The 19,288-nt window shown below is 71.5% G+C and carries 15 protein-coding genes; 7 read left to right on the plus strand and 8 right to left on the minus strand.

Annotation, left to right across the window (positions count from 1 at the left end):
* The first annotated feature begins 36 nt into the window (after window positions 1-36).
* Window positions 37-1,113: a membrane dipeptidase gene (locus tag ACFVX6_RS00735; RefSeq protein WP_389686500.1), complete on the plus strand. Its 1,077-nt coding sequence runs from the start codon at window positions 37-39 to the stop codon at window positions 1,111-1,113.
* Between the two features lie 7 nt (window positions 1,114-1,120).
* On the opposite strand, the gene ACFVX6_RS00740 is transcribed toward ACFVX6_RS00735, so the two are convergent.
* Both ACFVX6_RS00740 and ACFVX6_RS00745 read right to left on the minus strand, forming a co-directional pair.
* Window positions 1,121-2,425, minus strand: coding sequence for a glycosyltransferase 87 family protein (locus tag ACFVX6_RS00740; protein WP_389686502.1), 1,305 nt, complete (start codon window positions 2,423-2,425; stop codon window positions 1,121-1,123).
* 165 nt (window positions 2,426-2,590) lie between these two features.
* Window positions 2,591-3,934, minus strand: a complete 1,344-nt coding sequence (locus tag ACFVX6_RS00745; RefSeq protein WP_389686504.1) for a UDP-glucose dehydrogenase family protein — start codon at window positions 3,932-3,934, stop codon at window positions 2,591-2,593.
* 251 nt (window positions 3,935-4,185) lie between these two features.
* Between ACFVX6_RS00745 and ACFVX6_RS00750 the strand changes: the two genes are divergently transcribed.
* The 3 genes from ACFVX6_RS00750 (at window position 4,186) to ACFVX6_RS00760 (ending at window position 7,343) form a co-directional block, all read left to right on the plus strand.
* A complete protein-coding gene (locus ACFVX6_RS00750) occupies window positions 4,186-5,358 on the plus strand; it encodes an acyl-CoA dehydrogenase family protein (RefSeq protein WP_266878075.1) in 1,173 nt (390 codons plus the stop codon).
* 134 nt (window positions 5,359-5,492) lie between these two features.
* The gene (locus ACFVX6_RS00755; protein ID WP_389686506.1) at window positions 5,493-6,146 is read left to right on the plus strand and encodes a hypothetical protein; all 654 of its coding nucleotides are present in this window, start codon (window positions 5,493-5,495) and stop codon (window positions 6,144-6,146) included.
* Between the two features lie 114 nt (window positions 6,147-6,260).
* Window positions 6,261-7,343 (plus strand): sugar phosphate nucleotidyltransferase, encoded by a 1,083-nt coding sequence (locus ACFVX6_RS00760; protein ID WP_389686508.1) that lies wholly within the window; start codon window positions 6,261-6,263, stop codon window positions 7,341-7,343.
* Window positions 7,344-7,403: 60 nt separating this feature from the next.
* Here ACFVX6_RS00760 and ACFVX6_RS00765 read toward each other — a convergent pair whose 3' ends face one another.
* Entirely contained in the window at window positions 7,404-8,756 is a 1,353-nt protein-coding gene (locus ACFVX6_RS00765) for an LCP family protein (protein ID WP_389686510.1), read from the minus strand.
* 176 nt (window positions 8,757-8,932) lie between these two features.
* On the opposite strand from ACFVX6_RS00765, the gene ACFVX6_RS00770 reads away from it, so the two are divergent.
* Both ACFVX6_RS00770 and ACFVX6_RS00775 read left to right on the plus strand, forming a co-directional pair.
* Complete coding sequence (locus ACFVX6_RS00770) at window positions 8,933-9,475, plus strand: acyl-CoA thioesterase (RefSeq protein WP_250736822.1); 543 nt, start codon at window positions 8,933-8,935, stop codon at window positions 9,473-9,475.
* Window positions 9,476-9,575: 100 nt separating this feature from the next.
* Entirely contained in the window at window positions 9,576-10,394 is an 819-nt protein-coding gene (locus ACFVX6_RS00775; protein WP_389686512.1) for an SGNH/GDSL hydrolase family protein, read from the plus strand.
* Between the two features lie 38 nt (window positions 10,395-10,432).
* Here ACFVX6_RS00775 and ACFVX6_RS00780 read toward each other — a convergent pair whose 3' ends face one another.
* Complete coding sequence (locus ACFVX6_RS00780; protein ID WP_389686514.1) at window positions 10,433-11,800, minus strand: LCP family protein; 1,368 nt, start codon at window positions 11,798-11,800, stop codon at window positions 10,433-10,435.
* Window positions 11,801-12,103: 303 nt separating this feature from the next.
* On the opposite strand from ACFVX6_RS00780, the gene ACFVX6_RS00785 reads away from it, so the two are divergent.
* Window positions 12,104-13,129 (plus strand): glycosyltransferase family 2 protein, encoded by a 1,026-nt coding sequence (locus ACFVX6_RS00785; protein WP_389686516.1) that lies wholly within the window; start codon window positions 12,104-12,106, stop codon window positions 13,127-13,129.
* Window positions 13,130-13,234: 105 nt separating this feature from the next.
* Here the strand turns inward: ACFVX6_RS00785 and ACFVX6_RS00790 are convergent, their stop codons facing one another.
* From ACFVX6_RS00790 to ACFVX6_RS00805, 4 genes are all read right to left on the minus strand, one after another.
* Window positions 13,235-14,947: an LCP family protein gene (locus ACFVX6_RS00790; RefSeq protein ID WP_389686518.1), complete on the minus strand. Its 1,713-nt coding sequence runs from the start codon at window positions 14,945-14,947 to the stop codon at window positions 13,235-13,237.
* Between the two features lie 101 nt (window positions 14,948-15,048).
* Window positions 15,049-16,785: an LCP family protein gene (locus ACFVX6_RS00795; RefSeq protein ID WP_389686520.1), complete on the minus strand. Its 1,737-nt coding sequence runs from the start codon at window positions 16,783-16,785 to the stop codon at window positions 15,049-15,051.
* 222 nt (window positions 16,786-17,007) lie between these two features.
* Window positions 17,008-18,285: an LCP family protein gene (locus tag ACFVX6_RS00800; RefSeq protein WP_389686522.1), complete on the minus strand. Its 1,278-nt coding sequence runs from the start codon at window positions 18,283-18,285 to the stop codon at window positions 17,008-17,010.
* Window positions 18,286-18,453: 168 nt separating this feature from the next.
* Window positions 18,454-19,203, minus strand: coding sequence for a TIGR03089 family protein (locus ACFVX6_RS00805; RefSeq protein WP_389686524.1), 750 nt, complete (start codon window positions 19,201-19,203; stop codon window positions 18,454-18,456).
* Between the last annotated feature and the right edge of the window lie 85 nt (window positions 19,204-19,288).

Consider the following 19,288-nt stretch of genomic DNA (forward strand, 5'->3'; position numbering starts at 1 on the left):
CGCAACGACACAGCCGCCGAGACCGGAGCGCACGCCATGGCCGACCTGCAGGACGAACCGCACACGAACCCGGTGACCCCCGTGGGCCCCGGCTCCCTAGGAGCCGAGGATCCCACCGGCACGTTGCTCCCGGGCGCCCTGGACCGGGCCGCCGCACTGCTTTGCGTCCATCCCGTCGCGGATGGCTGCAACACCCTCGTCTGGACCCTTCGGACAAGTCCGTACCACGACATCGACACCTCGGACACGGGCGTCGACACCGACATCCCGCGGCTGCGCGCCGGGGGAGTGGGCGCCCAGTTCTGGTCGCTGCTCATGCCGCGCGAGGCCGAGGCCACCGACCAGGTGGTGTCCGACACCCTCGAACAGATCGACGTGGCGCTGGCCCTGATGCGCCGATACCCCGACAGTCTCTGCCTCGCGCTGACCGCGGACGACCTGGCGGACGCCCGCAACCGGGGCCGCATCGCCTCCCTCCTCGGCCCCGTGCCGGGCCGCACCCTGACGGACTCGCTGGGCGTGCTGCGCGCCTTCCACGCGCTGGGCGTACGGATCCTCGCGCCGGCCGGGGCGCCGTGGGCGATGGAGGGGCTGACCGCCTTCGGCCACGAGGTGGTCAAGGAGATGAACCGGCTGGCGATGCTGCTGGACCTCCGGGGCTGCCCGCCCGCGCCGGCCTGCCAGCTCGCCGCGGCCTCCAAGGCGCCGGTGATCATCTCGCACACCGGGGCGGCCGCCCTCAATCCGCACCCGGGCAACGTGACCGACGAGGTGCTGCTCGCGCTGCGCGCGGCGAACGGCCTGGCGATGGTCAGCTTCGACACCGCGCTGACCGGGGACTCCCTGCACGCGGTGGCCGACCACGTGGAGCATGTACGAGCCGTCGCGGGCCCCCACTGCGTGGGCCTGGGCGCCGGCTTCGGCGCCGAGCCGGGCTCCCCCCGGCCGGCGGGACTAACGGATCCCTCGGGCTATCCGCGACTGATCGCGGAACTGCTGGAGCGGGGCTGGCCGGAGACCGACCTGGCGCTGCTGACCTGGGGTAACGCCCAGCGGGTGGTGCGGGACGCGGAGTTCACGGCCCGCGCGGCGCAGCACCGTAGGGCGTCCTGAGCGGGATTCAGACGCGCGCCGGGACCTCGGAGCCGGCCTTGGACGCCGGGACCGCCGCGGTCCCGGCGTCGTTCCCGTTCACGGCCCCGGTTTCGGGGACGGGGCTCACGCTGGCCCGCCACAGGCGCAGGCAGGACCAGACGGCGGCCCAGGCCAGCAGGCCGTTGCGGAGCACCAGCAGGAACGTGCCGAAGCCGGTGCCGGGGAGGATCTCCGAGCCGTAGGTGAGCGGGTAGATCGCCGTGCTGAGCGCGGTCGAGGCGACGATCAGCCAGGCCACCGGCCGCTGCGTGGTGTGCTTGCAGGTCAGGCAGACGGCCGCGAGGCCGACAAGCCAGATCAGGTACTGCGGGCTGAGCACGCGGCTGGTGACGGTGAAGACGAGGATGGCGCACAGCGCGGCGTCCAGCGGGGTCGCGGTCGTCCAGCGCCGGGCCTTCACCCGCCACAGCAGCAGCCATGCGAACCCGACGACCGTGAGGCCGACGGAGAGCAGGGCGACGCTGGAGACGTACGGGCCGAGGTACTCGTAGGCGCCGTAGCGGACTTCGACCTTCCCGGACCAGGCTCCGACGAGCTTGCCGAGCATCAGGGCGGAGCCGCCGAGGGACTCGACCTGGATGCCGCGGTTGCCCTGGTTGCCCAGGAAGCCGAGGGTGTCGCGGAAGAACAGCGCGAGCACGGCGAGCAGTACGGCCCCGGCCGCCACGGCCGAGACGACGGCGTCGCGGGTGGTGCGGCCGCGCGGGGTGCCGATCAGCGTGAGCAGCGGCCAGACCTTGACCAGGGCCCCGACTCCGGCGAGGACGCCGCCGAGCTTGCGGCGGAAGCGCAGGCACAGCAGCGAGCCGACGGCGAGCAGGGTGACCTGGAGGTCGTAGCGGCCGAAGGGCAGCGACAGCAGCAGCGGCAGCGTGGTCAGCCACAGCACGGCGCCGGCCAGGCTGCCGTCGGCGCGCCGGGCGGCGCGGACCAGGCCGACGGCGATCAGCGCGTCGCAGATCACGGTCAGGGCGACGAAGGCCTGGAAGTAGCTGAGGAAGGGGAGCAGGTCGGGCGACAGGAAGATCGCCGCCGCGGCCGGCGGGTACTGCCACATGACGTCGTCGTGCGGCATGGTCCCCGTGACGAGGACGTCGTACCAGTTGTTGTAGGTCTGGGTGATCTCCACGCGCACCGAGGAGGTGCCGTGCAGGTTCACCACCAGGAGGACCACCATCAGGGTCCGGGTGGCCAGCCAGAAGCCCGCCATGGCCAGGCGGCCGGCGCGCCCCCGGAGTGCGGAGTCGATGGTCGTGCTCGTACTGGTCATCGGCCGTGAGTCTAGCGATCCATTGCGCGCGGCCCGGCGGCTCCCGCCAACGATCCGGTGACGAGATGTGAAACCGCGCATTCCGGAACGAAGCGGATCAAGGCCCGCCGGGGACGGGCGCGGTGGTCAGGTGCCGTGGTCAGGTGCGCTGGTCGGGCACCGTGGTCAGGCGCGGGGCCGGCCCATCGCGCGGTAGGTCCAGCCGGCGGCGCGCCACAGGGCGGGGTCGAGGGCGTTGCGGCCGTCGAGGACGAGCCGGTCGGTGACGACCTCGCCGAGGGCCGCGGGGTCCAGGTCGCGGAACTCCCGCCATTCGGTGAGGTGCAGGACGACCTCGGCGCCGCGGGCGGCGTCCAGGGCGGTGTCGGCGTACCCGAGGGTGGGGAAGACGCGGCGGGCGTTGTCCATGCCCTTGGGGTCGTAGACGGTGACCTGGCCGCCCTGGAGGTGGATCTGGCCGGCGACGTTCAGCGCGGGGGAGTCGCGGACGTCGTCGGAGTCGGGCTTGAAGGTGGCGCCGAGCACGGCGACGCGCTTGCCGAGGAAGGAGCCGCCGACGGCATCGCGGGCCAGCTCGACCATGTGGCCGCGGCGGCGCATGTTGATGGAGTCGACCTCGCGCAGGAAGGTCAGGGCCTGGTCGGCGCCGAGCTCGCCGGCCCGCGCCATGAACGCGCGGATGTCCTTGGGCAGGCAGCCGCCGCCGAAACCGATGCCGGCGCGCAGGAACTTCTTCCCGATGCGCTCGTCGTATCCGATGGCCTCGGCCAGCTTCACCACGTCACCGCCGGCGGCCTCGCAGACCTCGGCCATGGCGTTGATGAAGGAGATCTTCGTGGCGAGGAAGGAGTTGGCGGCGGTCTTGACGAGTTCGGCGGTGGGAAAGTCGGTGACGACCAGCGGGGTGCCCTCGCCCATGGGGGTCGCGTAGACCTCCCGCAGGAGCTTCTCGGCGCGTTCGCCGTCGACCCCGATGACGATCCGGTCCGGGTGCAGGGTGTCCTGGACGGCGAAGCCCTCGCGCAGGAACTCCGGGTTCCAGGCGAGCTCGATCTCCTCGCCGGCCGGGGCGAGCGCGATCAGCTTCGCGGCGAGGCGCTCGGCGGAGCCGACCGGCACGGTGGACTTGCCGACGACCAGGGCGGGCCGGGTCAGGTGCGGGGCGAGCGATTCCACGGCGGAGTCGACGTGGCTCATGTCGCAGGCGTACTCGCCGTGCTTCTGCGGGGTGTTCACGCAGACGAAGTGGACGTCGCCGAAGGCGCCGACCTCCTCCCAGGAGGTGGTGAAGCGCAGCCGGCCCGTGGAGCCCGGCAGTCCGGCCACGTGGGAGGCCAGCAACTCCTCCAGCCCGGGCTCGTACATGGGTACGCGCCCGGCGGCGAGCATGGCGATCTTCTCCGGCACCACGTCCAGTCCGAGCACCTCGAACCCCAGCTCCGCCATTGCCGCGGCGTGCGTGGCGCCGAGGTATCCGGTGCCGATCACAGTGATCTTGAGGGGGGCCATGAGTGCTCCTGGAGGTGCTGGGCCGTTCGCGGCAACCGAGCATAGTCGGGCCGGTGACCGGGGATGCATTCCGGCGTCCGTCACCCGTCCGCCACCCCGTGGCCACACCGTAGCCGCCCGCTCGACGCCCGCATCGGGCCGGCTGTCATGCAACTCACGTGCGACGCCCGTGTCGCGGTCGGCGGACGGACACTAAGCTTGGGCTACTTAACGGTAGTTAACACCACGCACCACTTGGGGAGTGAGAGATCTTGGCGGGTTCTGCCGACTTCGACCTGTACCGCCCGGCCGAGGAGCACGACATGCTCCGCGAGTCCGTTCGCGCGCTCGCCGAGGCGAAGATCATGCCCTTCGCCGCCGCGGTCGACGAGGAGTCCCGCTTTCCGCAGGAGGCCCTGGACGCCCTCGTCGCCAGCGACCTGCACGCCGTCCACGTGCCCGAGACCTACGGCGGCGCGGGCGCCGACGCCCTCGCCACGGTGATCGTGATCGAGGAGGTGGCCCGCGTCTGCGCGTCCTCCTCCCTCATCCCGGCGGTCAACAAGCTCGGCTCGCTCCCGGTGATCCTCTCCGGATCCGAGGAGCTCAAGGCCAAGTACCTCGGCCCGCTGGCCAAGGGCGACGCGATGTTCTCGTACGCGCTCTCCGAGCCCGACGCGGGCTCGGACGCCGCGGGCATGAAGACCCGCGCCGTGCGCGACGGGGACTTCTGGGTGCTCAACGGAGTCAAGCGCTGGATCACCAACGCCGGCGTCTCCGAGTACTACACGGTCATGGCCGTCACCGACCCGGAGAAGCGCTCCAAGGGCATCAGCGCCTTCGTCGTCGAGAAGTCCGACGAGGGCGTCTCCTTCGGCGCCCCGGAGAAGAAGCTCGGCATCAAGGGCTCCCCGACGCGCGAGGTCTACCTCGACAACGTCCGCATCCCGGCCGACCGCATGATCGGCGCCGAGGGCACCGGATTCGCCACCGCGATGAAGACCCTCGACCACACCCGCATCACCATCGCCGCCCAGGCACTGGGCATCGCCCAGGGCGCCCTGGACTACGCCAAGGGCTACGTCCAGGAGCGCAAGCAGTTCGGCAAGCCGATCGGCGACTTCCAGGGCGTGCAGTTCATGCTCGCGGACATGGCCATGAAGATCGAGGCCGCGCGCCAGCTGACGTACTCGGCCGCGGCCCGCTCGGAGCGCGTCTCCGGCGGCGGCCCGCACGAGGACCTCACCTTCTTCGGCGCCGCGGCCAAGTGCTTCGCCTCGGACGTGGCCATGGAGGTCACCACGGACGCGGTCCAGCTCCTCGGCGGCTACGGCTACACCCGGGACTACCCGGTGGAGCGCATGATGCGCGACGCGAAGATCACGCAGATCTACGAGGGCACGAACCAGGTCCAGCGCATCGTCATGGCCCGCAACCTGCCGTAGGGGCCCGACCCCGCCGCACGCGAGGTCTCCCGTTCCATGGACGGGGGACCTCGCGTGTTCCGATCGGCGGCGCACCGCCTAGGCTGTGCGCCGGTCGGCCTCGGGTGCGGGGTCGCAGGGGGCGGGGAAACAGGATGTCCGTAGAACGTCACATAGCGGGGATGCTCCAGCAGATCGCCCGTCAGCAGGACGTCGTCGAGATCGTCCCGCAGGGCACCGCGTCGAAGGCGGCCGCCCTGGCGCACGTGGCGGAGCAGTACGGCTACACGTACGGCACGGCGTACAGGACCGGGTTCAGGAACTCGCTCGTTCAGGTCCGGATGTACCGGGACCCGCGACCCGACGCGCGCGTCCTCGAGGCGGCCACCATCGCCGCCCATCCGCAGGCGGGCAACGGCGGGACGGTGCCGGGGCTGGGGCAGGGTTCGCTGAAGCCGCTCCCCGAGGCGGTCGACGCCGTGGCCGTGCTGAAGGACCTCGTCACCTTCGACGTCATGGCCCTGTACATCGCCGACCGGAGGCAGAAGGTGCTCTGCTACCTCGCCTGCGCAGCCCTGACCGTCCTCATGCTCTTCGACGACAAGTCGCCGGCCGAAGCGCTCCTCTCCGGCGGTCTGGTCGCGCTGCTCCTCACCGTGGCGTTCACGGTGGGCGTGACCCGCCGCGCGAAGATCGCTCAGCGGCTGACGGCCGCCGGGTTCCACGCGGTGCGCGACGAACGGGGCGGCCGGCGTTTCCTGCGCCCGGGGCAGCAGTTGCCCGGCCACGCCAACCCGTTCGCCGCCTGAGGCCCTGGCCTGCGGCGCAGACGGCCGCACACATCGGGCACCAGCCCCCTGGGGACCCCCCGGATGGGCTAAATTTGGACCTTCGTACGCCGGAACCGGTTGGGGAGAACGCAAATGACGGAAGCGATCCTGCTGGTCGGCGGACAGGGGACGCGGCTGCGCCCCGTCACGGTGAACACGCCGAAGCCGATGGTCCACACGGCAGGTGTTCCCTTCCTCGCCCACCAGATAGCCCGCGCCGCCGCCGCCGGCGTCACGCACATCGTGATGGCCACCTGCTACCTCGCCGAGGTCTTCGAGCCGTACTTCGGGGACGGGTCCGCCTTCGGCGTCCACCTGGAGTACGTGGTCGAGGACGAGCCCCTCGGCACCGGCGGCGCCATCCGCAACGCGGCGCGGCTGCTCACCGGCGGCCCGGACTCCTCGGTGCTGGTCTTCAACGGGGACATCCTCACCGGCCTGGACATCGCCGGGCTCGTCGAATCGCACAAGGCGGCCGACGCCGACGTCTCCCTGCACCTGGTCCGGGTGGACGATCCGCGCGCCTTCGGCCTGGTCCCCACCGACGCCCACGGGCGGGTGCTGGCCTTCACCGAGAAGCCGCAGACGCCCGAGGAGATCATCACCGACCAGATCAACGCCGGCTGCTACGTCTTCCGGCGCAGCGTGATCGACACCATCCCGGCCGGCCGGTCCGTTTCCGTGGAGCGCGAGACCTTCCCCGGCCTGCTCGCCTCCGGGGCCACCCTGCACGGGGTCACCGAGAACACGTACTGGATGGACCTGGGCAAGCCGGAGGCGATCATCCAGGCCTCCGCCGACCTGGTCCGCGGCGTCGTCCCCTCCCCGGCCGTCCCCGGACGCCGCGGCGAGTCCCTCGTCCTGCCCGGAGCCCACGTGGCGGCCGGGGCCAAGCTGTCGGGGGGCACCGTCGTGGGCGCCGGAGCCCGCATCGAGGCGGGTGCGGTAGTCCAGGGCTCCATCGTGATGGGGGACGCGGTCGTCGGACCCGACGCGCAGGTGTCCGCCAGCCTGATCGGCGCCGGCGCCTCGGTGGGCGCGCGGACCGTACTGGACGCCGCCGTCATCGGTGACGCGGCCGTCGTGGGGGCCGACAACGAGCTCCGCGCCGGCGCCCGGATCTGGTGCGGGGCGCGGCTGCCCGACGCGGCGATCCGCTTCTCCTCCGACGCCTGAGCCGGGCGGGCGCCCCGACGAGGGGCGCCCGGCCTCGTGATCAGTTCCCGCGGGCGGTAATCAGTTCCCGCGGACGGTGACCTTCTCGTCCTTCTGGATCTGCTGCACCAGCTGCTGCACCTTCGCCTTGTCCCAGACGAGGTTGCCGCCGCGCTGACCGGAGATCGGCATGTTCATGGACACGCCGTCACCGCCGCTGATGCCCTTCATCGCGAAGAACATCGACCCCATGTCCCACAGCCCCATGTCCTTGTCCACGATCAGCGTGTCCAGACCGGCGCCCAGCACCGGGTACAGCGCGAACGGGTTCAGGATCGTCGTCGGCGTCGCCGCCTGGCCGGCCAGCGCCGACAGGAACTTCTGCTGGTTCTTGGTCCGCTGCAGGTCCGACTCGGCGAAGGCGTAGCGGGTCCGTACGTAGGCCAGCGACTGCTCGCCGTTCAGCGTCTGGGTGCCCTCCTTGAAGTCGGCCCCGGACTTCTCGTCCTTGAACCCCTTCTCGATGTTCAGCTCCACCCCGCCCAGCGCGTCCACGATGTTCGCGAAGCCGGCGAAGCCGATCTCCGCGTAGTGGTCGATGCGCAGGCCGGTGTTGAACTCCACCGTCCGCACCAGCAGCTCCGGGCCGTCCTCCGCGTACGCCGCGTTCAGCTTGGTCCGCTTGCCCGTGCCCGCGAACTTCTTGCCCGACTCCGAGCCGACGAAGGACGGGATCTCCACGTCAGAGTCGCGCGGCAGGGAGATCATCGTGTTCCCGCTGGAGCACTTGGCGAGGATCATCATCGAGTCGGTGCGCTTGCCCTCGGCCGAGCCGGTGTGGAGCTTCTTCTTGTCCTCGGCGGACATGCCCTCACGGCTGTCGGAGCCGACGATCAGGTAGGTCGTGCAGTCGCCCTCCTTCGGGCGCTCGATGACCTTGGAGAGGTCGACCTCGCGGCGCACGTTGGAGTCGGCCCAGAAGTAGGTGCCGATGCCCGTCACGAGCAGGCCGGAGACCAGCACGATCGAGCCGATCTTGATCCGTCTGCGCCAGTCCGGGGCCGGTCCCGCCGGCCGGGCCGGGCCGCCGGGTCCGCCGGGACCGCGCCCGCGCGGCCCGCTGGGCGGCTGGCCGCCGCCGTAGACCTGGCCGGTGTTGTAGCCGCTGTCGTAGCCGCCGCTGCTGCTGCCGTTGTACGAGCCGTCCTGCTGCGGAGGCACGTAAGCGGGCCCGGCCGGCGGCTGAGCCGGGCGGCGCGGGGGCTGCTGGGGCTGCTGCGGTTGCCGGGACGCCTGGGGGCCGGGGCCGGGCCGCTGGACGTGCCTCATCCGCCGTGCGCCTTCCGGCTCCGCCTGGCCGCTGCCGCGGCCGTACCCGTCATCGCGGCGGCCGCGCTGGTCCTGCTCGCCGCTCCACCCGTCCCAGTCACTCATGTGCCCAAGAATGCCTGGCCGGGAGGGTCGCGGAATACCCCCGGAGACTGTTCGTACCGGTGCTGTTGCAGAGCTGATGCCGGCGGGCCGCACTCGGGGCGTGTCTTTCGGATCGGGCCGGGCCCGCGGTGTCCGGTGCCCGGCCTGATCCAAAAGACACGCCCTAAGCTGTCCCCATGACAGAGATACCGGGCGAGCTGCGCGGAAAGCCGATCTCGGCTTCCCGCACCACCCTGAGCCACATCATGACCGCCAACGACACCAACCTCCTCGGTACGGTGCACGGCGGCGTGATCATGAAGCTGGTGGACGACGCGGCCGGCGCCGTGGCCGGCCGCCACTCCGGGGGCCCGGCGGTCACCGCCTCCATGGACGAGATGGCCTTCCTCGCCCCGGTCCGCGTCGGCGACCTCGTCCACGTCAAGGCACAGTGCAACTGGACGGGCCGCTCCTCCATGGAGATCGGCGTACGCGTCCTCGCGGAGCGGTGGAACGAGTCCACCCCCGCCACCCAGGTCGGCAGTGCCTACCTCGTCTTCACCGCGGTCGACGCCGAGGGCAAGCCCCGCGAGGTCCCGCAGGTGATCCGGGAGACCGAGCGGGACGAGCGGCGCTACCAGGAGGCCCAGATCCGCCGCACGCACCGGCTCGCCCGCCGCCAGGCCATCCGCGACCTGCGGGAGGAGCGGTCCGCGCAGGGGCTGGACGCCGACGTCTAGTGGACCCGCACCCGCACCCGCACCCCGACCTGCACCCGCACTCGCACCCGGACCTGCTCTCGCACCCGGCCCTGCCGCCCTGCTCCACCCGGAAGGCACCATGAACCGCCGCTCGGCCGTGCTCGCCGGCCTCACCGGCCTTGCGGGACTCGCCGGCCTCGCCGCGACGGTCCCGATGCTCACGAAGGACTCCCCCCAAACACCCGCCGGGGGCGAGCCGTCCCCCGAGGCCTCCCCGGAGCCCTCCTCCGGCACGGGACGGACCCCGAAGATCCGCGTCATGCCCCTCGGCGACTCGACGGCCGCCGGCTCGGGAAGCTCCGGCCGCGCCGGCTACCGGCTGCCCCTGGGGCAGCTGCTCTCCGGCCAGTCCCGGTACACCGTCGACTTCGTCGGCTCCCAGGAGCAGGGACCCATGGCCGACAACCAGCACGAAGGCCATCCCGGCTACACCATCGACCGAATACGCGCCGGGGTGGACCGGTGGATCAAGACGGCCCGGCCGGACGTGGTCCTGCTCTCGGTCGGTCTCAACGACCTGAACCAGGGCGACGACCCCGAGCACGCCGCGGACCAGGCGCAGGACCTGGTCGACCGGATCTTCGCCCTGCGCCCCGCGGCCACCGTCGTCATGCAGGGCCTGGTCCCCTCGACCCCCGGCTCCAGGGGCCTGGACCTCACCGGGTCCATCACCGTGTACAACCAGCGCCTCAAGCGGATGGAAGCGGAGCAGCAGCGGTCGGGCCGGCACTTCGGTTACGTCAAGCCGCCCTGGCTGACACCCGTGGACCGGGCGGACGCGTCCATGCCGGCCGAGCTGGCCGACGGCCTGCACCCGAACGACAGCGGGTACGAGAAGGTGGCCGAGGCCTACTTCGAGGCCCTGGAGCAGGCCCGCTCCGACGGCTGGTTCGGCTGAGGGCGTAGCCGCTCCGGTGAGGGCCGTACCCGCTCCGGTCAGGAGCCGCCGCAGACCACCTGGTCACCGGTGACCACACCGAATTCGCCCTGGTACGGGTCCTCCGCACGCACCGGCACCACCTTGCGGTAGTCGGCGCCCGCGATCACCACCACGGTCCGCCCCTGCCCCCGCACGGCCCTCATCTCACTGCCGGGCAGCGCGGTGGACACCGTACGGGCCGACCGGTCCCAGCGCGGGTCGTACGTGATCACCGTGCGCTTGACGTCCCGGCTCGCGCCGTTCCCCGGAGCCCGGGTGGTGTCGAAGCCGGTGGCGCGCAGCGCCGAGTCCACCCGGGTGCCCAGCCCGTCGATCCGGGTGCCGTTCTCGACCTGGACCCGGACCTGCCCCGGGGGCACGTCCACCGGCACCGCCGGCTGCCGGCGCACCGGCTTGCCGGCGGAGGGGGCCGGGGGCGGGGCCATCGGCCGGTCCTCGCGCAGGGCCTGGAAGAGCTTCGCGGCCTTCCCCTCGTCCCATTTCACGGTGGAGCCGATGCCCTTGACCGGGAAGGAGGGGTTGCCGACGGGCACGGAGGCGAACTCCGACGAGGACGGGGTGAAATCGCGCATGGCCTGCCCGAGCGCCAGCATCTGCTCCGAGCCGAAGCCCCGGTCGGCCCGGACCGAGCTCAGCAGGGTGGAGCTGACCTGCTTGAACTTGACGGGGTTGAGCAGCACCCCGCCGCCCGTGGCCTGCTTGATCAGGGCGGCGATGAACCGCTGCTGGCGCTGCATCCGGCCCAGGTCGGAGGCCCCGTCGACATGGCGCGAGCGCACGTACTGCAGGGCCTGGCCGCCACTGAGCCGGTGGGTGCCCGGGAGCAGGTCGAGTCCGGTGTTGGGGTCGTGCATGGTCTTGGCGGTGCAGATCTCCACGCCGCCCATGGCGTCGACCGTCTTCATGAAGCTGGTGAAGTCGACCTCCAGGTAGTGGTCGATCTTCACGCGGGTCATGCTCTCGACGGTGCGCACGGTCAGCTGGGGCCCGCCCTCGGCGTAGGCGGCGTTGAGCTTCACGGGGTGGGCCCCGTGCGGTTTGCCGCTGGAGCCGTCCACGTGCGCGGGCAGCTCCACGAAGCTGTCCCGGGGGAGGCTGACCACGCTGGCCCGCGACCGGTCCGCCGAGAGGTGGACCAGCATCACGGTGTCGGTGCAGTGGCAGGGCGCGCCGCCCAGGCGGTACTCGCGCTTCTCCTCGGCGGTGATCTTGTCGCGGCCGTCGGTGCCGACGAGCAGGAAGTTCACCCCGTGCCCGGCCTGCGGCCGGTTCTTCATGTCCTTGAAGGGGTCCACGCGCTGGATCCCGGTGTCCAGCCCGGTCATCACGGCGTGCCCGAGGGCCCCCGAGCCCAGGACGAGCACGGACAGCCCCGCGGCGAGCCGGACCCCCCAGCGGGGTCTGTCCGCCGGCCGGTTCCCGCCCGCTCGGGGGCCTGCCGGACCGCCTGGCCGCGGCGCGCGCTGCGACGGCCGGGCGGACCGGGCGGGCAGGGCGGGTCGGGTGGGACGGTGCGGCTGGGGCACGGGGGACACCTCGCACGTTCGGCAGATTCGTCAGAACAGTAGGTCCATACGATCAGCCGTTGTCCGTACTGCTCATCCGGCGCGCACCCGGTTCCCCCGTACGCGGTAACGTGACACCGATACCCGACCTTGAAGGACCACATGCCCGCCCAGCAGCCAGCAGTCTCGGTGATCATGCCGGTACTCAACGAGGAGCGCCATCTGCGCAACTCGGTCCACCACATCCTCGGACAGGAGTACGGGGGTGAGATGGAAGTGGTGATCGCGCTCGGGCCGTCCAGGGACCGTACCGACGAGATCGCCGCGGAGTTGGTACGCGAAGACCCCCGGGTCCACACCGTACCGAACCCCACCGGCCGCACCCCCGCCGCTCTCAACGCGGCCATCCAGGCCTCGCGCCACCCGATCGTGGTGCGCGTGGACGGCCACGGCATGCTCTCCCCGAACTACATCGCCACCGCGGTCCGCCTCCTGGAGGAGACCGGCGCGCAGAACGTCGGCGGCATCATGCACGCCGAGGGCGAGAACCCGTGGGAGGACGCCGTCGCCGCCGCGATGACCTCGCGCATCGGCGTCGGCAACGCCGCCTTCCACACCGGTGGCAAGGCGGGCCCGGCCGACACCGTCTACCTCGGGGTGTTCCGCCGGGAGGCCCTGGAGGCCGCCGGCGGATACAACGTGGAGTTCGTCCGCGCCCAGGACTGGGAGCTGAACTTCCGCATCCGCGAGGCCGGCGGGCTGATCTGGTTCTCCCCGGAGCTGAAGGTCCAGTACCGCCCGCGCCCCTCGGTACGGGCGCTCGCCAAGCAGTACAAGGACTACGGGCGCTGGCGCCACGTGGTGGCCCGCTACCACTCGGGCTCCATCAACCTGCGCTACCTCGCCGCACCGGCCGCCGTCTGTGCGATCGCCGCCGGTGTGGTCGTCGGTGCCGCCGTCACCCCGTGGGCCTTCGTCCTCCCGGCGGGCTACCTCGCGGCGATCACCGTCGGCTCCGTCCCGGCCGGCAAGGGGCTGTCGCTCAAGGCCCGGCTGCGGATCCCCGTTGCCCTGGCGACCATGCACGTGTGCTGGGGCTACGGCTTCCTGACCAGCCCGCGCTCGCTCGCCGCCAAGGTCATCGCGAGCCGCCGCCCTTCGGTGAACCGGGACCCCGCCGAGCTCTGAGCCTGCGTACGAACCCGAAAGGGGTGACCCGGTCCTCGTCGGACCGGATCACCCCTTTCGGTGTTTGCAGGCGTCAGCGTTTCGGCGAGCCCGCCCTTCGGCGTCTCACTTCCATTGGTACGGCCCGTAGATGTCCATGCAGCTGGTGTCCGTGGCGTTGAGCACGTCGGCCGTCTCCGGGACCGAGCCGGCCTCGGGCGGCGCCTGCTGCGGGTAGGCGGTGCCCTCGCGCCAGTCCGCGCCCACCAGGACCGTGATCTTGGCTGCCGCGGCCGACTTCTGTACGGAGGTGCCCGGGATCCCGAGCGCCGCGGCCACGCTCTGCGCGTCGGCTGCCTGGGCGTCGGTGGCGTAGCGGACGACCGTCGCCTTCTCCGGGGTCAGCGCGCCGTCCGGCTTGGCCAGCGCAAAGCCCTTGGAGACCAGCTGGCCCGCGATGGCCGTGGCCCGCTTGGGTACCGCCTGTGCACCGGGGCCCGTGCCGTTGACCACCTGTACGGCGATCTTCGCGGGGTTGGAGGCCGGCGGCGCGGACGACGCCTGCGCGGTCGGCTCGGCCGACGGAGCGGGAGCCGAGGGATCTGCGCTCGCACCCGGCTGCCCGCTCTCGGCCGGCGCCGGGTCGCCGTTCTTGTCCATGGCCACGTCCTTGCGGAGCAGCTCCCACACCCGCTCGGAGTCCGTGGGGTTGAGGACCAGCCGGTCCTTGTCGCCCGGGGCCTGCAGGATCGGGATCGTGGCCGTCGTGATGCGGTTGACCGGCACGTCCTTGAGGAGCAGGGCGAGGTCGAGGAGCTTCTTGACCGACCCGATCTCCTCCGACACCTTCAGCGACTTCGTCGCCGCCTCCGCCAGGCCCGTGAGGCGGGGGAGGTCGGTGAAGGCGTTCTGGCTCTTGAGCCCGCGCATCATCGAGTTCATGTACATGTGCTGCGCCTTGGCCCGGCCCATGTCACTGCCGAAGGAGTGTCGGGTGCGCAGCCACTGGAGCGCCTGCTCGCCCTGGACCTTGTGGGTGCCCGCCGTCAGCTTGAGGCCGGAACCGCCCGTCCCCGACCCGGGCTTCGACTGGTCGAAGACGTTCTGGTTGACACAGACCTCGACGCCGCCGATCGCGTCGGCCATGCTCACGACACCGGTGAAGTCGATCAGCATCCAGTGGTCGATGTAGACGTTGGCCATCTTCTCCCAGGTGGCCAGGGTGCAGCCGGGACCCCCGCGCGAGAAGCTCTCGTTGATCATCGTCTTGGTGGCCTTGTACTTGGTGCCCGTCCCGGGCTCGGTGCACTCCGGGATGTCCACGATGGTGTCGCGCGGAACGGTGGTGACCGAGGCGTTCTTCCGGTCGGCCGATATGTGGACCAGCATCTGCACGTCGGCCCGCACGGGGCCGCCGATCATGTCCCAGCCCCCGCCGAGCTTCGCGTTCGCCTCGTCGCGGATGTCGGAACCGAGCATCAGGATGTTGATCGGACGCCGGCCCGCGGCGTCGGCCTCGCCCCTGGCGACCCCGCTGTCGCCGCTCAGGCGCTGGCCGCTGCGGATGTTGCCGTTGAGGTGGCGGTAGTAGAGGTAACCGGCCGCCGCCGTCCCGAGTATGAGCAGCGCGACGATGGAGGCCGTCCAGCGCAGTATGCGGCGCCGCCCCCGCCGGGTCGGCCGCTTGCCGCCCCCGCCCCCGCTGCCGCCGCGGCGGTGGCCGGAGCCGGACCTCGGTGCGGGTACGGCACTGGTGGCCGTCGGCCGGGTGCCGGCGCCGGATATGCCGTCGCCGGCCCGGCCCGGCGCCCCCTCCCCTTGCACGCTGCTGTGCCTCACGCGTCCCCCATCACGATCACTCTGTGTCGGTAGTGTGCCGGTCCGACGGGTTCCGGCACGTCATTTCGCGACCGCGGAGGGCCGGCCGGCCCCCCTGTCGGTCACTTGGCGCAGACGGACTTGTCCGCCTCGACCCGCTGCACGCCTTCGGGTGCCTGCTGAGGCGCAGTCATGGAGACCCCCGCCCCCTTGAAGTCGGCGCCGAGCGTCAGCTTCATCGGTGTCTTGGGCGCGGCGTCGGCCGTACCCATCTTCAGCGCCGTCGCCGGCAGGCCCATCATGTCCGCCAACGCCCTGGCCTGGTCGGCCTGGTTGGGTGCGTACTCCAGCTGCGTGGCGTCCACCTTGGCGGGCGCGTTGCCCAGGTTGCTGGACCTCGGCACCCCCTTGGTGTTCTGCAGCCAGTTCAGCGTGCCGGACGCGGATCCGGCCGGGCCGCCGCCGTTGTAGACGTCCACCCGGACGTCCTTGGCCGCCGCGCGGGTGCCCTGCATGAGGGCGTCCAGCTTGGCCTTCGCGTCGGCGTCCGCCGCGTCCTTCGCCGCCTGTTCCTTCTTCTCGACCTCGGTGAGGGAGACGTCCCCGCGGATCATCTGCAACAGCGGTTCGGCCTGTCCCTGGTTGACGACCACGGTGGCTTTGACCTTCTCCGCCGGATTGTCGAGCACCGGAAGTGTGGTGAAGGTGATGTTCTTGAGGTCTATGTTCTTCAACTCGCCTGCAAGATCGGTGAGTTTTCCGATCGAGCCTATGCCCGAATCCACGCTCAGTGACTTCGTGGCGGCTTCTGCGAGGGAGAAGAACTTCTTCGGACTGGTCAGCGTTTCCTTGGACTTCATCTCGCGCATCATCGAACTGAGGAACTGCTGCTGCGTCTTGATGCGGTCGAGGTCGCTCTCGTTGCCGAAGGCGTGCCGGGTGCGGACGAAGGCCAGCGCCTGCTCGCCCTCCAGCCGGTGCTCGCCCGCCGTCAGCTTGAGCTTGGAGTCCTTGTCGTTGACGTCCTTGGCCACGCAGACCGGCACCCCGCCGACCGCCGTGCTCAGGTTCTTCACCGCGTTGAAGTCGGCCATCATGAAGTGGTCGACCTGGATCCCGGTGAGCTCCTTGACCGTGCGCATCGTGCAGCCCGGGTCGCGGCCCGACTGCCCGAGGCTGGTGTTGAAGCGGGCCCCGCGCTCGCCGGGGATGTCCTTGGTCGAGCCGTCCGGCTGCTTCGTGGGGCAGACCGGCAGATTGGTGATCAGGTCGCGCGGGATGGACAGCGCCGTGGCGTTGGAGCGGTCCTTCGACACGTGGAAGAGGATCGTCGTATCGGCGTGGCCGACGCTGCCGGCGTCCCCGTACCCCTCGTTGCCCGCGCCGCTGCGCTTGTCCGTGCCGATGACCAGGATGTTGATCGGCTGGTCCTTCTTGAAACCGCCGCTGGTGCCCGCGTCGCCGATGTCGGTGACCCTGATGTTGCCGTTCAGGTGCTCGTAATAGAGGTACCCGGCCACGGAGCCGCCGATCAGCAGCACCGCCAGCGTTCCACCGGTGATGGTCAGGGCCCGTTTGCGACCGCCACCGCCGATCTTGCGCGAACGCCCGCCGCGCCGGCCGCCGCCGGGGGGAGGGCCGTCACCGCGGCGCGGTCCGGGAACCGCGGGGGAGGGGGCGGCGGGGGAGCGGGGAGGAACGGGCGTTCGGCGGGGCGCCGCGCGGGGGGCGGACCGCTGCGACGGTGCTTGCGCAGCGGTGTCTTCCAGTCGCAGTTCGTAGTTGCCGGTGCGGGGGTTGAGTACCCATTGATCTGCGGGGTCGATCTCGTCGGCCCGTCCACGGCTTTGCGCATCCACGGTTTGCTCGAATCCTCCGTCGGTGCTTCGCGACGCGCCTCCCCCAGGCGCACGGTCAACGATCCGGCTGCTGGCGCGCGGCCTCTGTACTGGCCGGGCGCCGGATCGCTCACCTTATCCGGACAGGTTCGCCGCAAACCATGCTGGTGATGAATTCCACGCACTTACAACGGGGCAATCGCCCCAACAAGCTCGGCCCGGGCACCGGCTTTTGGGATTGCTTTACCGGCAGTCGGCCACACCGGCCGTGGTACCGGTGAAGGTGGGGACGGGAGTCGAGGGCTCCGCGGTTCCCGGGACGTCGCCGGTGCTGTCCCCAGTGCTGTCCCCAGCGCTGTCCTGGGTGCGGTCCGCCTTGTCGTCGGCCGCCTCCTCCTCCCGGTCCCCGCTGGGCCGCGAGGCCGGAGCGGGCGTGGCCGTGGTCGTGGCCGCGGGCGGGGCGATGGTGAGCGGCTGGTCCGCCCGCAGCCGCTGGAAGAGCTGGGTCGCGTCCGGCTGGCGCAGTTCGTCCCGGTTCGCGTCGGCGGCGTACGGCCGGCGCGGCACCGTGAGGAACTTGATCTGGTCGGTCGGGATGTCGCGTACGCCCCGGACCAGCTCGTACAGCCCCCGCAGCGATGCAAGCCCCGGGTCGGTGGTCACCGAGGAGGTCGCCGCGTCCAGCAGCGGGTACAGCCGGCCCGGATTGAGCAGCACCCCGTTGCTCTGCACCTTCTTGACGAGCGACCCGAGGAACGCCTGCTGGCGCTCCATCCGCTCGGTGTCGCTGCCGTTGCCCAGGCTGTAGCGGGCCCGGACGAAGCCCAGCGCCTGCTCGCCCTGCAAGGTCTGCCGGCCCGCCGGCAGCTTCAGCTTGGCCTCGGTGTCGTCCACCGGCCGCTTCAGGCAGACCTCCACCCCGCCGATGGCGTCCACCATCTTCTTGAAGCCGCTGAAGTCCAGCACCATGTGGTGATCGACCCGGATCCCGGTCATCGCCTCGACCGTACGGATCGTGCAGGCGGTCCCGCCCCACTCGTAGGCCCAGTTGAACTGGGCGAACTGCTCCCCGGTGCGGTTGCCGTCCGCCTTCAGGCACGCGGGTATCTCCGTCATCAGGTCCCGCGGTATCGACACCGCCGTCGCGCTCTTCCGGTCCGCCGGCAGGTGCAGCAGGATCGTGGTGTCCGAGCGCTGCGTGCCCTCGTCCTGCCCGTACGGGGCGTTGCCCGCGCCGGTGCGCGAGTCCGAGCCGATCAGCAGGATGTTCTGCGCGCCGCCCGCCAGGTGGGCCGGGCGCTCCTTGTCGTAGCGCCGCAGCTCGGCGGCGGCGGAGGTGTCCTCGGCGATGTTCCCGTCGAGCTTGGAGTAGATCCACCAGCCCGTACCCGCCCCGACGACGGCCAGCAGGCCGGTCCCGAGCCCGATCCAGCGCAGCAGTCGGCGCCGCCTGCGGCCGTTCGGAGGCTTCCCGCCTCCGGCCGCATCGGTGCCGCCCGGTATGCCCGCGCTGTCCGTCACTCGCGTTCCGTCCCCTCACCCGACCGGTACGGGCCGTACGGGTGAGTACGGCCTGTGCCGATCCTGCCCCCGGGTGATCGATGCGGCCCGGGGGCACGGCCTCGTATAGGGCCATGTGGGTGACAAATAGCCCAGATCCGGCATTGGGCGGTGTGGGTGACGGCGGGATCAGGCCGTGCGGGTGACCCGCTCGCTCTCGATCCGCTGGGCCAGTGCCCCCTCCGCCAGCCCCTCGGCATTGCGGCACAGCACCACGGACCCGCCCGTGGCCAGGGCCGCGTAGAGCCCGGCCGAGAGCCCCTCCCAGCTGTCGTAGCCCTGCCGGGACAGCACCCGGGCGCCCTCGCCGAAGCCGAGCTTCTCCGCGTCCTCGCGGGCCCGCTCGCAGATCCGTGCGTACGAGAGCTCCTCGCCGCCGACCACCAGGCCCGGGCCGTCGGCGTCCACGGGCTGGAAGGGCGCGAACCGGTCGCCCTGCCCCGGCACCTCCACGGCGTAGTCGGCGAACCCGGCCGGCGGCTGCGGGAAGCGCCCGCCCAGCGGCCGCAGCGCGAGCGCCACCCGCTCGCCGGAGCACGCGGCGGCCTCCTCCAGGGTGTCCGGCCCGCTCACCACCAGGTCGGCGCCGCCCGGATCCCCGCCCACCTCCACCACGACCCCGACGGAGGCGCAGGCGAGCAGCCACACGGCGCTCTGCCAGTGCGCGGGGAGCAGCAGGGCGAGCCGGTCGCCGGGCTCGGCGCCCAGGTCGCCCTGGAGCAGATTGGCGGTCTTGGCCACCCAATTGGCGAAGGTGGCGACGGACAATTCGACGCGCTCGCCCGTGGCGTCGTCGTAGAAGGTGACGAGCGGGCGGCCGGGATCGGCGGCGAGCGCGGATCGCAGCAGGTCGGCAGGGGTGCGGTCAGTGGCGTTCACGGACCAGAGCCTACGCCGGGCGGCCCGCGCCCCTCCTCCGTACGGCCGCAGCACGATCCCCCGTACGGAGGAGGGGTATCGGTGC

The organism is Streptomyces sp. NPDC058289 (assembly GCF_042880975.1).
Taxonomy (GTDB): Bacteria; Actinomycetota; Actinomycetes; order Streptomycetales; family Streptomycetaceae; genus Streptomyces; species Streptomyces stoeckheimensis.